The 13,747-nt window shown below is 39.2% G+C and carries 13 protein-coding genes; all 13 read right to left on the reverse strand.

Annotated features, from left to right (window positions below; all coding sequences use genetic code 11):
- Window positions 1–639: 639 nt before the first annotated feature.
- The 13 genes from lysS to tilS all read right to left on the reverse strand — a co-directional run bounded on the left by lysS (window position 640) and on the right by tilS (window position 13,641).
- Entirely contained in the window at window positions 640–2,124 is a 1,485-nt protein-coding gene (lysS, locus tag CRO56_RS21740; RefSeq protein WP_097160741.1) for a lysine--tRNA ligase, read from the reverse strand.
- A gap of 218 nt (window positions 2,125–2,342) precedes the next feature.
- A complete protein-coding gene (dusB, locus tag CRO56_RS21745) occupies window positions 2,343–3,344 on the reverse strand; it encodes a tRNA dihydrouridine synthase DusB (protein ID WP_097160742.1) in 1,002 nt (333 codons plus the stop codon).
- A 14-nt stretch (window positions 3,345–3,358) separates the two neighbouring features.
- The gene (locus CRO56_RS21750; RefSeq protein WP_097160743.1) at window positions 3,359–3,571 is read right to left on the reverse strand and encodes a helix-turn-helix domain-containing protein; all 213 of its coding nucleotides are present in this window, start codon (window positions 3,569–3,571) and stop codon (window positions 3,359–3,361) included.
- Complete coding sequence (gene folK / locus CRO56_RS21755) at window positions 3,523–4,050, reverse strand: 2-amino-4-hydroxy-6-hydroxymethyldihydropteridine diphosphokinase (protein WP_097160744.1); 528 nt, start codon at window positions 4,048–4,050, stop codon at window positions 3,523–3,525. Before folK ends, CRO56_RS21750 begins: the two co-directional genes overlap by 49 nt.
- On the reverse strand, window positions 4,047–4,409 hold the full coding sequence (gene folB / locus CRO56_RS21760) for a dihydroneopterin aldolase (protein ID WP_097160745.1): 363 nt from the start codon (window positions 4,407–4,409) through the stop codon (window positions 4,047–4,049). The genes folK and folB overlap by 4 nt, the downstream gene beginning before the upstream one ends.
- A complete protein-coding gene (gene folP / locus CRO56_RS21765) occupies window positions 4,402–5,241 on the reverse strand; it encodes a dihydropteroate synthase (protein WP_179714400.1) in 840 nt (279 codons plus the stop codon). The genes folB and folP overlap by 8 nt, the downstream gene beginning before the upstream one ends.
- Before the next feature lie 163 nt (window positions 5,242–5,404).
- Window positions 5,405–6,334: a cysteine synthase A gene (gene cysK / locus CRO56_RS21770; RefSeq protein ID WP_097160746.1), complete on the reverse strand. Its 930-nt coding sequence runs from the start codon at window positions 6,332–6,334 to the stop codon at window positions 5,405–5,407.
- A gap of 210 nt (window positions 6,335–6,544) precedes the next feature.
- Window positions 6,545–7,432: a peptidyl-prolyl cis-trans isomerase gene (locus CRO56_RS21775; RefSeq protein ID WP_245856068.1), complete on the reverse strand. Its 888-nt coding sequence runs from the start codon at window positions 7,430–7,432 to the stop codon at window positions 6,545–6,547.
- Between the two features lie 123 nt (window positions 7,433–7,555).
- Window positions 7,556–8,437 (reverse strand): Hsp33 family molecular chaperone HslO, encoded by an 882-nt coding sequence (gene hslO, locus CRO56_RS21780; protein WP_097160747.1) that lies wholly within the window; start codon window positions 8,435–8,437, stop codon window positions 7,556–7,558.
- 24 nt (window positions 8,438–8,461) lie between these two features.
- On the reverse strand, window positions 8,462–9,244 hold the full coding sequence (locus tag CRO56_RS21785; RefSeq protein WP_097160748.1) for a type III pantothenate kinase: 783 nt from the start codon (window positions 9,242–9,244) through the stop codon (window positions 8,462–8,464).
- Between the two features lie 359 nt (window positions 9,245–9,603).
- Entirely contained in the window at window positions 9,604–11,574 is a 1,971-nt protein-coding gene (ftsH, locus tag CRO56_RS21790; protein WP_097160749.1) for an ATP-dependent zinc metalloprotease FtsH, read from the reverse strand.
- Between the two features lie 127 nt (window positions 11,575–11,701).
- The gene (gene hpt, locus CRO56_RS21795) at window positions 11,702–12,250 is read right to left on the reverse strand and encodes a hypoxanthine phosphoribosyltransferase (RefSeq protein WP_097160750.1); all 549 of its coding nucleotides are present in this window, start codon (window positions 12,248–12,250) and stop codon (window positions 11,702–11,704) included.
- Window positions 12,251–12,258: 8 nt separating this feature from the next.
- On the reverse strand, window positions 12,259–13,641 hold the full coding sequence (gene tilS / locus CRO56_RS21800) for a tRNA lysidine(34) synthetase TilS (RefSeq protein WP_097160751.1): 1,383 nt from the start codon (window positions 13,639–13,641) through the stop codon (window positions 12,259–12,261).
- Between the last annotated feature and the right edge of the window lie 106 nt (window positions 13,642–13,747).

Genomic DNA, 13,747 nt, shown 5'->3' on the forward strand with positions numbered 1-13,747 from the left:
GCCAGGATCAAACTCTCCATAAAAGTGTTTGATATAGCTCTTAAAAAAATAGAATTAACGTTGACGCTTTTCTTTGTTCAGTTTTCAAGGAACAAGTCACTAACTTCAATCACATCGTGATTGACTTCAACGAATGACTTCATGCTGCTTTACGACGAGCTGAAGATCGCTCTGTCGCAGGAGCAAGGTTATAATTATATCACACGATTTAACGCGCGTCAATAATTATTTTCAAAAAATCTAATTGACTTTCTTTGTGTTTCCTTGCGATCAGCTAAGAATTACTTCTTAGAATAAACTCTATCGCTTGTGCAATTTATTCTTTTAATCGCTGTTTCTTTTTTTAGCGACCTTTATATATTATCAAGGTCACGTTTATAAGTCAACAATTTTTTTACTCTGTTTTTTCAAATCGAACGTTGTTTATAATCGAACAGCAAGAAATAATATACCACCGTTTTTCACTGCTAGCAATAGTAAATTTTAACATTACTAAACATAACATTTCTTTCTATTGGCTAGCCATAAATCTACATAAATTATATAAGCCAACACACAACAGTCTATTGCTTCTTTTAATCCTTATTATATAAAAAAGCCAAAGAGATCTATCATCTCCTTGGCTTATTCATAACCATCTTATCGATGGCGCATTAATGGGAATAATAATACATCCCGAATAGATGGAGAGTTGGTTAATAGCATGATTAGACGGTCAATGCCAATACCAAGTCCACCAGTTGGAGGCATTCCGTATTCTAGTGCTTCGACGAAGTCTTCATCCATCATGTGCGCTTCATCATTTCCCTGTTCACGTTCTTTTATTTGAGCCTCGAATCTTTCTCTTTGGTCGATTGGATCATTTAATTCAGTAAATGCATTAGCGTGTTCACGACCGACAATAAATAACTCGAAACGGTCCGTAAATCTAGGATCTTCCTCATTCTTCTTAGCTAAAGGAGAAATTTCAACTGGATGACCATAAATAAAAGTAGGCTGGATTAATTTATCTTCTACTTTTTGTTCAAAGAATTCGTTTACTATATGTCCGAATAGCATGTTAGAATCCACTTCAACCCCCTGTTGTTTCGCTAATTCGCGAGCCTCATCTGCGGACATTTGCTTCCAAAAATCAACACCTGTATGTTCTTTAATGGCATCAACCATGTGAAGTCTTTTCCATTCAGGTGTAAGATCTACTTCATGTTCACCATATTGGATAACAGTCGTGCCGAGTACTTCCTTAGCGATATGTGCAATTAAGTTTTCCGTTAAGGACATGATATCCCGGAAATCTGCATATGCTGCATATAGTTCCATTAAAGTGAATTCAGGATTGTGTCTAGTTGAGACACCTTCATTACGGAATACACGGCCAATTTCATAGACTTTTTCAAGTCCGCCGACAATTAGACGTTTTAAATGCAATTCAATTGCAATCCGTAAATATAATTGCATATCAAGTGCATTATGGTGTGTGATAAACGGTTTTGCAGCTGCACCTCCGGCAATTGCATGCAGCAATGGCGTTTCCACTTCTAAATACCCTTGGCTATCCAAGTAGCGTCTCATTTCTTGAATTATACGGCTGCGTGTGATAAAAGTATTTCGGCTTTCCGGATTTGTAATCAAATCTAAATAACGCTGACGGTAGCGTTGCTCAATATCCTTTAGCCCATGATATTTATCTGGCAGGGGACGAAGGGCTTTTGTTAGGAATTGAAAGTTAGAAACTTTAATAGATAATTCGCCTACTTTTGTTTTGAAGACTGTCCCTTTAACCCCGATCATATCACCCAGATCAACAGAATCGAAGATTTCATATGCTTCATCACCGATTGCATCTTTTTTAACGTAGATTTGGATTTGTCCTGATAAATCTTGAATATGAGCAAATCCAGCCTTTCCTTTACCCCTTTTCGTCATAACACGGCCGGCAACAACGGTTTCTACATTCTTTTCTTCTAGTTCCTCTTTTGATAATTCTCCATATTGATCTATCAGGTCTTGGGCTAAGTCTGTTCGTTCAAAGCGGCGGCCAAATGGGTCAATCCCATTTCCCCGAAGTTCCTCCATTTTTTCCAGACGGACTCGCAATTGGTCATTGAGTTCCTCTTGGTTCATAATTAATCAACTCCATCAATTTAAATTGAAATACTTTACATTATGATTTTTTATGTAACCCGGAATTTCCGAGTTTAATGAGTAAACATATTTAATGAGTAAACATAATAGGTAAGATTTTATAAACGTATACATATAGTAAAACTGCCAGCGTAGACTGGCAGTATATACTGTACAAACTCATATTATAAAAAAGGACGAACAGAACTGTCAAATGATTAAACAGCTTTTGTTTGCTCTAGTTCTTTTTCTTCCATTTCTGCAGTGAAATTATCTAATAATGTTACAAGCTGATCACGTGTATCACAAGAGTTAATTTCATTTCTTACTTTTGCATTACCTCGGATCCCTTTCAAATACCAAGCCGCATGTTTTCTCATTTCTCTAATCGCTACATTTTCGCCCTTAAGATTAATAAGACGGTCTAAATGTAGTTTACAAACATCCATTTTTTCTCTAACTGACGGCTCACCTAATAATTCACCTGTATCAAGGTAATGAACAGTTCGATAAATCATCCATGGGTTACCTAGTGCTGCCCGGCCGATCATAACACCGTCACAGCCAGTCTCATCTAGCATGCGCTTTGCATCTCCTGGAGTTTTAACATCTCCATTTCCAATAACCGGGATGCTAACAGACTGTTTAACTTCTCGGATGATATCCCAATTAGCTGTACCTTCGTACATTTGCACTCTTGTTCGGCCATGAAGAGCAACCGCTTTTCCCCCCGCTCTTTCCACAGCTCTTGCATTTTCTACAGCATAAATATGGTCTTCATCCCAACCCATTCTCATTTTCACAGTGACAGGCTTATCAACGGCGTCAACAACCGCTGAAACCATTTCATAGATTTTATTTGGGTCTAGCAGCCATTTGGCACCTGCATCACATTTAGTAATTTTGGGAACTGGGCATCCCATATTAATATCAATAATGTCAGCTGTAGAATTTTTATCAACGAACTTTGCTGCTTCTACTAATGTTTCTTGCTCTCCTCCGAAAATTTGAAGACTCATTGGCTTTTCCCGCTCATCAATATAAAGCATGTTCATCGTCTTCTCATTTCCGAACAAAATTCCCTTGTCACTCACCATTTCCGCACAAACCATACCTGCACCAAACTCTTTAACAGTCAAACGAAAGGCTGAGTTACAAACACCAGCCATTGGAGCTAAAACAACTCTATTCTTTAACTGGATATCTCCAATTTTAAACATAATCAAACGATCTCCTATTCTTGTGTAGTAGGATCTAACTCTTCCTTTTGGACATTAAGGGTTTTAGCGATCAGGTTTACCATATCTTCCGACGGAGCCCGATTTCCGCGTTCGATTTCACCTAAAACAGAGACAGATACTCCGATTTCTTTAGCTAGCCCTTCTTGTGTAAAGCCTTTTAGTTTTCTAAATGCTCGAATTCGTCTTCCCCATCTATCTGCTTCCATCGCCTGACTCCTTTATCTTTCGGAATTTCACTTAAGATTTGCTTAAACTCTTTTCCCAAAGTAGGATGTATTAACTTTTTATCTATTTCCAAGAGCGGTATTAAAACAAAAGACCGCTCATGCATTCGAGGATGTGGAACAATTAATTGCTCTGTTTCAATATTGTCTTGATTATATAGCAAAATGTCAAGGTCTATTGTTCGGGGCCCCCATTTAAAAAGCCTGATCCTACCTAGTTTTTCTTCTATTTGTAAAATTATTTCCAGCAGCTGAATTGGCGGTTCCGCCGTCTCAATTTCGACAACCATATTTAAAAAAGGAGCCTGGTCTTCAAAACCAACCGGGTCAGTTTCATAAATGGACGACATGTTTGTAATCTGAATCGATTCTCGCCGCTTTAATAAAGAAATAGCCTCTTTTAGATAACCGAACCGATCTCCCATATTGGTTCCTAAAGACAAGTATGCTTTATTGATCATGGACGTCGCCTCGTAATTTCCACAGCTACACTCTCATAGTGCCCAGGAATAGGAGGGTCTGGTTTAATGACTTTAATCGTGCAGGCTTGGACTTTTTCGAACCGGACAAATATCGTTTCAGCAATTTTCTCAGCGACGGCTTCGATTAATTTATATGCCTTTCCTTCCACAATTTCTAAACAAAGCCGGTACACTTCTGCATAATTAACGGTCTCAACTAAATCATCCAGCTCGCCAGCCTTTTTTAAGTCAAGTTCCAGGATAATATCTACATAAAATCTTTGGCCGAGCTTGGTTTCCTCAGTAAAAACGCCATGATACCCGTAAAATGCCATTCGGTTAAGTAAGATTTTATCCATTCATTTTCCTCTTTCCGCATAAAACATCCATTACGTCTACCATTCTTTTAATTTCCTTCACGTCATGAACACGAACTAGCTGGCAGCCTTTTTGAATTCCATAACAAACCGTTGCACCTGTCCCTTCCATTCGCTCTGAGACAGGAAGGTCTAAAATATGTCCAATCATTCTTTTTCTGGAAGTAGCAAGGAGGACTGGATAACCCATCGCAACGAGCTCGTCCAGATGCTGCATCATCAGCACATTTTCCTCAAAGGTCTTGGCAAAGCCGATACCCGGATCCAAAATGATGTGTTCATCCCGAATTCCTGCCTTTTTAGCGATCGCAATGCTCATTCTTAAGTCGTCAAAGGCATCCTTAATAAAATCATGGTATGGCTGTTTCTCCCGGTTATGCATTAAGATGATCGGAACATTATACTGCTTAGCAACTGCAGCTATTTCCGGTTCCTTTTTCGCTCCCCAAATATCATTTATGATGGATGCCCCCGCTTCAACCGCTTTCCTTGCCACTTCTGCCTTATAGGTATCAACAGAAAGAGGAACGGAGATTCTTTTTGTGATGGCCTCTATTACCGGAATAACTCGTTCTAGTTCTTCTTCAGCGGAAACTGGCTCATGCCCAGGCCGGGTTGATTCTCCTCCAATATCTAATAGATCTGCTCCTTCTTGAACAAGGCGGTCCGCATGCTCAACCGCTTTCTCCACACTATTAAATTTGCCGCCGTCCGAAAATGAATCGGGTGTAACATTTATGATTCCCATGATGAGAGTCTTATTTGAAAAATCTAGCTGGTACTTCCCGCATGGAATAACCGCTTGCTGATTCATTTTTTCACCTCTATTTATTCCTGCTACATTCATCATACATAAAAATCGACAAAATAAACAACTTCTTAAAAAGAAAAGTATTCCGAACCGAATCTTCCCAAACAATAATTGCTTTTTCTCACCTTAAAAAAGCCTACCCACATCGTGAGTAGACTTGTCATTTTTATTGTTCATCAAATTGATAGAGCGGAGTACTTAAGTAACGCTCACCATTACTTGGAAGAACAGTTAACACTTTTTTCCCTTTTCCAAGTCTTTTAGCAACCTGAAGCGCTGCACAAATCGCTGCACCTGAAGAAATGCCGCCTAAAATGCCTTCTTCTTTCGCAGCCTTTCTGGCGTATTCAAATGCTTCGTCTGTGGTTACATGAATAATTTCTTCATAAATTTCTGTATTTAAAGTATCTGGAACAAAGTTTGGTCCAAGTCCTTGTAATTTATGAGGACCTGGTTTACCGCCTGATAAAATAGGCGAATCCTTTGGTTCTACAGCAATAATATGAATCCCAGGGTATTTCTCTTTTAATACATCGCCGGCGCCTGTAATCGTACCGCCTGTTCCGATACCTGCAACAAAAGCATCTAACTGAACGCCCATTTGCTCGACTATTTCTTTTCCTGTGGTACTCCGGTGAACTTCTGGGTTTGCTAAGTTTTTAAACTGTTGCGGCATGAAGTAGCTATGTTCATTAGCAAGTTCTTCAGCTTTTTGTACAGCCCCTCTCATACCTTCTGGACCAGGTGTTAGTACAAGCTCAGCCCCATAAGCACGTAAAAGATTCCGTCTTTCCATACTCATCGTTTCCGGCATAACAATTATGGTTTTATAGCCCTTTGCTGCTGCAACCATTGCAATTCCAATTCCCGTATTTCCGCTGGTCGGCTCAATAATTGTATCGCCATCTTTTAAAATACCATCGCTTTCAGCTGCTTCGATCATAGCTAAAGCAATTCTGTCTTTTACACTGCTTCCCGGGTTCATATACTCAAGTTTTGCATATACTTCAGCAGAATCTTCATCCACTAAACGATTTAGTTTTACAATCGGTGTTTCGCCAATTAATTCAGTAATTGAATTCACTATTTTCACCATTTTACTGGCACCTCCGCTATTCCCGACTAATTTTATAGGTTTATTTTGAATTTATCACAATTCCTTAAAAAGTCAATTAAAAACGACTGAAATAAAGGATGTAATTACCAAAATAATGAATAAAAAAAGCCTCCCGCTACCGATCTGACCCTTCCTATTTTTAATATGTAATCTTTGTTTCGAAGCTGCTTTTATAGGAGAAGCTTATTTTTATTTCTGATCGCCGTAAAACCATTCCACTCCTAGTTCATCCCAGAATTCGCTTGCAGATATAGGGGTTTCAATTTGTTCTAAGGCAATTTTTCGGCGAATTTGTTCTTTTACTTCTTCATATTCCCACGTTTGGCCATCGATTTTTTCATGCAGATAAAGGATGGAGTATTCATTCTCCCGTTTGAACGGATCTGACCAGGTTTCAGGTTTCATCTCTGCTAAAACATCCCCATATTCAGATGGAATGGTATGATCTTGAAGCGATACAAACCCGAGACTGCCGCCTTGAGCAGAGGTAAATTCATCAATCGACCGTTCCATTGCTAAAACAGCAAAGCTTGATCCGCCCTTTAACTCCTCAATTGTTTGGTTGGCTTCTTCTTCCGTCTTTACTACAATATGAGCAAGGTGGTACGTATCTTGGATCGAAAAAAGATGCTGATTTTCTTCAAAATAACGCTGCATATCCTCCTCAGGAATAGTCACATCTTTTGTCAGCAATTCTTCTAAAATGATAACCCTTCTAATTTCATCCTTCCATTCGTCCTCATCAAAATTTTCCGAAGGCGCCATCCCATACATAGAATTAAAATAGGTGCTTTCCCTTGTCACTTCTTCTTCGTCTACTTCAATATCATACTCCTTTGCTAGCTGTTCAATCACTTCATCGTTAATTAAATCTTTTAGCGTCATTCTCCCGTATTGCTGTTCTAAGCTATTCATCCATTGTTCACGGGTGATCTCTACAGCCCCAACCTTTGCAACCACTTCCCCTTGCTGCATGGCTGGAGCAGCGGATGAATTTTTATATGAAAAATAAGCAATTGTGAGACAATTCGTTAACAATAATCCAATAATGACAAAGGTAGACAACGGTTTTGGCAAATGTTCCCTCTCCCCAAAAAGAAAACTAGGCAAACACTTTCGACTAGGCTTTAGCGCTGCCTGGTTATCCCTATAAAATTTCCTCTATATTAAATTCTGCATGGTTAAATGATATCTCGTACTTTATTTTGCTTCTTCTAATAATTCTTCAAGTTCTTCTTTAGAGTAGTGATACTTGGCGTTACAAAAATGGCAAGATGCTTCAGCTTCTCCATCTTCTTCAATCATCTCGCGAATTTCTTCTTTCCCTAAACTGATAATGGCGCTTGCAAATCGTTCTTTTGAACAGGTGCATGTGAACTGAATCGGCATTTTTTCTAATACCTTTACGTTTTCTTTGCCTAGCAATTCATCTAATATTTCTTCCGGTGTCAGTCCGCGGTCAATCATAGTCGATATAGGGGGAATTTTGCTTAGTCTTTGCTCGATAAAACGGATCGTTTCTTCCTCACAATTGGGCAGAAGCTGTAAAATAAATCCCCCGCTCGCTTTTATTGAGTTATCAGGATTAACTAAAACCCCCACCCCGACAGATGAAGGGGTTTGTTCCGATGTAACAAAATAATAGGTGAAATCATCGCCAAGTTCTCCAGAGACAAGCGGAACTTGGCCTGAAAAGTTTTCTCTCAAACCTAAATCTTTTACGACCGTTAAGGTTCCATCTGTTCCAACGGCGGCACCAACATTTAGCTTCCCTTGCTCATTTCTTTCCTCAATATGGGTTTGCGGATTTGTTACGTATCCCCTTACATCACCCTTAGCATTACTATCAGCTAAAATGACACCTATGGGACCTTTCCCCTCAATTTTTACCGTTAATTTTGCTTCTCCTTTTAACATTGCACCCATCATAACGGCGGCAGTCATTGTTCGTCCTAATGCAGCGGATGCAGTAGGCCAAGTATGATGGCGGCTTTGCGCTTCTGAGACTGTTTCCGTTGAAGAAACCGCATATGCTCGTACTTGTCCATCAAACGCCAGCGCTTTAATTAAATAATCATTCATCTTCTGTTAACACCTCAAGTAGTTTTATTTATTTTTTAGACTCTCCATATTTCTCTCATAAATAAGGCGTAATCCCTTTAAAGTAAGAAAAGGATCTACAATATCAATAACATCGCACTCTTCTGAAATTAAATTAGCTAATCCGCCTGTTGTAATCACAGTCGGATTTTGATGACTCTGTTTTTTCATTCTGGATACAATACCTTCTACCTGACCAACGTACCCATATAATATACCCGATTGCATCGCAGAAACTGTATTTCTTCCAACAATTTGGTCGGGTTTGGCAATTTCAATTCTTGGCAGCTTTGCCGCTTTTGAATAGAGAGCTTCGGTTGATATACTGATCCCCGGAGCAATCGCACCACCGCAATATTGCTTATGCTCATCAATATAACAATATGTAGTAGCTGTGCCAAAGTCGACGATAATGAGGGGGCTTCCATAGTCATGAATCGCTGCTACCGCATTAACAATCCGGTCAGCACCCACTTCTTTCGGGTTATCATATTTTATATTAAGTCCTGTTTTTACACCCGGACCGACTACTAACGGATCAATGTTAAAATACTTCACACACATTCTCTCTAACGAAAACATGATTGGAGGAACAACAGAGGAAATGATAATTCCATCTATATCTGAAAAGGATAGACCTGAGTGGTCATATAAACCCTTAATGATCATGGCATATTCATCTTCGGTTTTATGTCGGTTCGTTTCAACTCTCCAATGATATTTCAAATGATCCCCTTCATAGACCCCTAATACAATATTCGTATTTCCCACATCCAAGACAAAAATCATATGCAAATATCCTCACTTTACTTATTCATTTTTAAAATAATGTTTTTAATTCTGAATTAGATGACTGTCTAGCTCCAGCGCCTTCTCCAACAAAAAGCTAAAGTTTTCACCTCGTCTTAGCATATTCCAAGAAGATTACTTACAGCTCGGCGCAAGACTAGATGTCGTTTCTAAAGATTGTTTTTCATGTTGAAATCAGTTGCCTTACTGCCAACATCATACCATATTTTTATTTTTGGATGACAGTGAGTCAACCTATGTATTGAGACACATTTTAATAAATCAAATTGTGAGCTAACACAAAGAGCCAGGTTTCACACTTTTCTCGTGGAAACCTGGCCCTTCTTTAATTTGCAATGTTATTTATTTTCGTCTTCATCCTTGGAATCTTGAGATGTTTCATCATTTTCATTGACAGAGGTATCTTCTTCAGCCTCTTCGTCTTTTTTGCCGATATTAACGGTCATATCATCTATAGACACTGATTTGTTTTCACGATTAGGAAGTGTTCCATGATCGAGTAAATGCTTAATTTGTTCAGCATCTAATGTTTCTACCTCAAGCAGTGTATTTGCCACTAAATCAAGCTTATCACGATTTTCTGTTAAGATTTTCTTCGCTCTCTCATAACAATCTTTAATGATACGTTGAATTTCTAAGTCAATTTCATAAGCAATCGCATCTGAGTAGTTTTGATCGTTATTGAAATCTCTGCCTAAGAAAACATTTCCGCCTTGAGATTGGCCAAATTGAAGCGGCCCTAATTTTTCACTCATGCCGTACTCGGTAACCATGCTTCTTGCAATTCCAGTCGCACGCTGAAAGTCGTTATGGGCACCGGTACTGACTTCACCAAACACGATTTCCTCTGCAACCCGGCCTCCAAGTAATCCAGTGATTTTATCAAGAAGTTCTGGCTTCGTCATGAAGTAACGGTCTTCTTTTGGAAGCATAACCGCATAACCGCCAGCTCGGCCGCGAGGAACAATCGTTACTTTATGAACAATGTCCGCATCATCCAGTACAACCCCAATAATCGTATGACCGCCTTCGTGGAAGGCAACAATTCTTCTTTCTTTTTCCGAAATAACACGGCTTTTCTTCGCTGGACCAGCAATAACACGATCCGTTGCCTCATCTATATCGGACATATCAATTTTCTTTTTATTATGTCTGGCTGCAACAAGCGCAGCTTCGTTTAACAGGTTCTCTAAGTCTGCACCGGAGAATCCTGGTGTACGAGAAGCAATTGCTTTTAGATCAATGGAATCGTCTAAAGGCTTATTACGGGCGTGAACCTTTAATACTTCTTCACGGCCTTTTAAGTCAGGTCGATCGACTGTAATTTGGCGGTCAAAACGTCCAGGTCTGAGTAAGGCTGGGTCCAAAATGTCAGGTCGGTTGGTAGCGGCAATAATAATAATTCCTTCATTGGCACCAAAACCGTCCATTTCAACGAGTAATTGGTTAAGGGTTTGTTCACGTTCATCATGTCCCCCGCCAAGACCAGCTCCACGCTGTCGTCCTACTGCATCAATTTCATCGATAAAAATGATACAAGGCGCGTTTTTCTTGGCATTCTCAAATAAGTCGCGAACACGAGAAGCACCGACACCGACAAACATTTCAACGAAGTCTGAACCGCTTATCGAGAAGAAAGGAACTCCTGCTTCCCCTGCTGCAGCTCTTGCGAGTAAGGTTTTACCTGTTCCAGGAGGTCCGACAAGCAAGATCCCTTTAGGAATACGGGCACCGACACTAGCAAATTTACGAGGGTCTTTGAGGAAGTCAACCACTTCCACAAGTTCTGCTTTTTCTTCATCTGCACCGGCAACATCTTTAAAACGAACCTTTTTCTTTTCTTCGTTATAAAGCTTAGCCTTACTTTTACCGAAGTTCATGACACGGCTGCCGCCGCCTTGCGCCTGGTTTAGCAAGAAGAAGAATAAAATAAAGATAATGATGAATGGAATCATAGTGGTAAAGAATGAAACCCATCCACTTTGCTCTTCAGCTTGTAAGACCTCGACTTCTGTGTCTGTTTCAGCAGCTGCTCTATTTACCATTTCAATTGTTGCACTATCAATGGGAACATACGTTACGAAAAATTGATTTTCCGCATCCCCTTCAAGTTGCCCTCGCACCTCATATACTCCACGCTCGGGCTGCATAGAGAAATTTTCGACCTCGCCCGCATCTAGGTAGGCGATGAATTCATCATATTTAAGACTTTTTGTTGGTTCATTATTATTGTTGAAAAAACTAACAACGCCAATAATGACCAAAAATATTAATAAATAAAAGATGGTGTTACGGAAGATCCGGTTCATCTCTTACCTCCTCCCATGGGAAACAAACTATATTCAATAGTATCATAGAGAATATTGACAGTACAATGATTTGAATTGATTCGAGTAACGATTATCCATTTATCGGAAAGCATGAAATTAGTATGAGTTAATCGTTATTTTGATATACTTCAGGTTTTAATACACCTATATAAGGTAAATTCCTGTATTTCTCCGCGTAATCTAGGCCATAGCCTACTACGAATTCATCAGGAACAATAAAACCAACATAATCAGCCTGAATATCTGCTTTTCTCCCAGTTGGCTTATCTAACAGGGTAACAATTTTAATCGACTTAGCCTTCCGATAACGGAAGAGTTCCACTAAATAGCTTAAGGTTAAACCGCTGTCAATAATATCCTCAATAATAAGAATGTCTCTTCCTTCAACTGAAGTATCAAGATCCTTTAAGATTTTAACTTCACCAGAGGAAACCGTAGAGTTTCCGTAGCTTGATACGTCCATGAAATCCATCTCTAAATGGGTGTCTATACGTTTTAATAAATCACCCATGAAGAGCATCGCTCCTTTTAATACACCAATCGCTAAAGGAAAGCGATCCTGATAAGCTTCTGTAAGCTGACCTGCCAGTTCAGCAATTTTTGCTTGAATTTCTTGCTCTGATATTAAGACTTTTTCAATATCTTGTCTCATGATGGCGTCCCCTATCTATATCGGAGTATGTATATTGCTTCTTTAGAATCTCTTGCCTCATAACATGATTTTTTCAAACCTGGCACCCATATTATGTTTCCCAATCGATCTGTTACAATTGGCCAAACTTTTCTTTGCTGCATTGGAATTTTTTGATCAATAAATAATTCCTTAATTTTTTTGTGGCCATTTAGCCCCAACGGCTTGATTCGGTCCCCATTCCTTCGTGTTCTGACAATCAGGGGTATTTCGGTGCCTTCGGCTAAACGAAAAATAGTAAGGGAATTTTGTTCTGGTTCTGGATCTTCTAAAACCTTCTCAAAGGAAAGATAGCCACCATTAGGTAATAATATAGAATCTCCCGGTTTGAGATGGTACTCGTAAGTTTCCTCTTTTTCATTCTCGTATGTAAAGATCCCGTCATCATAGGAACGAATGAAATAAAGGCCTTTAGGAAGATATACAGTTCCAGAGGGATGCTGACCTTTGAACAAATGCAGGATCTGTTCAATATGTACGGCAGACAAATTAGAGGGTACTTCCTTATAAAGATAGTTTAATATTAGATGAATCCCTCTTCTTTGTAAAGGTTGAGGTAATTGCAAATACTTCTCTACGGAGATCGTAAACAAGCCTGCTTTTTTCCTTTTCACTACTTTATTCAAATACTCGTCTGTTAATACCTGCAGATAAGCCTCATCCTCCATAAGCTCTTCACTAAAACGCTGAAATTGTTTAGAAACCTCAGGATTCTCATTTTTTAAAGCAGGCAGTACTAAATGTCTAAACCGATTTCTTGTATAATCCAATTTTTCATTCGTCGGATCTCTGCGCGGCACTAGGTCATGGGTAAGGCAATAGTCTTCAATTTCCTTTTTATCCACCGCTAAAAACGGGCGAATAATGTGACCATTCGCAAACGGTCTTTTATAGGGAATTCCGCTTCTGCCTTTCATCGTGCTGCCCCGCGTCAGACTCATTAGAATCGTTTCAATCTGATCATCACCATGATGGGCAAGCACAAGCTTGGAAGCCTTGTATTGATTCATAACCTCTTTAAAAAATGAATATCGGCAAATTCTTGCAGCATTCTGTGAACTTAGCTTTTCCCGTTCTAGAAAACCTGTTACATCAATTCGTTTTCCTTCAAATGGGATTTTTAAAGTTTTACAAAATTCTTCAACATAAAGCAGGTCTTCATAAGATTGTGATCCTCTAAACATATGGTCGACATGAGCACAAACTAAATCTATTTGGTATTGTTGCCTATGTCTATGTAAAAAATGAAGTAAGGCAAGTGAATCAGGCCCTCCTGATACACCCGCAACTAAGATGTCTCCGCTTTCAATAAGCGTATGTTTTTGAATAAAAGAATGAACCTTTTGATCAAACATGTCATCGTCCTCATTTTGGATATAATCGTGTACACAGTTCCTGAGGATCATATACCAAGAGTTTGTTGATTAATACATATGTTCATTCAAATGAATGTAACGTATG

Origin of the sequence: Bacillus oleivorans (genome assembly GCF_900207585.1) — a bacterium.
Lineage (GTDB): Bacteria > Bacillota > Bacilli > Bacillales > JC228 > Bacillus_BF > Bacillus_BF oleivorans.

Coding starts and splice junctions, on each gene's coding strand:
- lysS (WP_097160741.1), bottom strand. CDS start 2,124: ATGAACCAAGAGGAACTCAATGACCAATTGCGAGTCCGTCTGGAAAAA.
- dusB (WP_097160742.1), bottom strand. CDS start 3,344: ATGTTTAAAATTGGAGATATCCAGTTAAAGAATAGAGTTGTTTTAGCT.
- CRO56_RS21750 (WP_097160743.1), bottom strand. CDS start 3,571: ATGGAAGCAGATAGATGGGGAAGACGAATTCGAGCATTTAGAAAACTA.
- folK (WP_097160744.1), bottom strand. CDS start 4,050: ATGATCAATAAAGCATACTTGTCTTTAGGAACCAATATGGGAGATCGG.
- folB (WP_097160745.1), bottom strand. CDS start 4,409: ATGGATAAAATCTTACTTAACCGAATGGCATTTTACGGGTATCATGGC.
- folP (WP_179714400.1), bottom strand. CDS start 5,241: ATGAATCAGCAAGCGGTTATTCCATGCGGGAAGTACCAGCTAGATTTT.
- cysK (WP_097160746.1), bottom strand. CDS start 6,334: ATGGTGAAAATAGTGAATTCAATTACTGAATTAATTGGCGAAACACCG.
- hslO (WP_097160747.1), bottom strand. CDS start 8,437: ATGAATGATTATTTAATTAAAGCGCTGGCGTTTGATGGACAAGTACGA.
- CRO56_RS21785 (WP_097160748.1), bottom strand. CDS start 9,244: ATGATTTTTGTCTTGGATGTGGGAAATACGAATATTGTATTAGGGGTC.
- ftsH (WP_097160749.1), bottom strand. CDS start 11,574: ATGAACCGGATCTTCCGTAACACCATCTTTTATTTATTAATATTTTTG.
- tilS (WP_097160751.1), bottom strand. CDS start 13,641: ATGTTTGATCAAAAGGTTCATTCTTTTATTCAAAAACATACGCTTATT.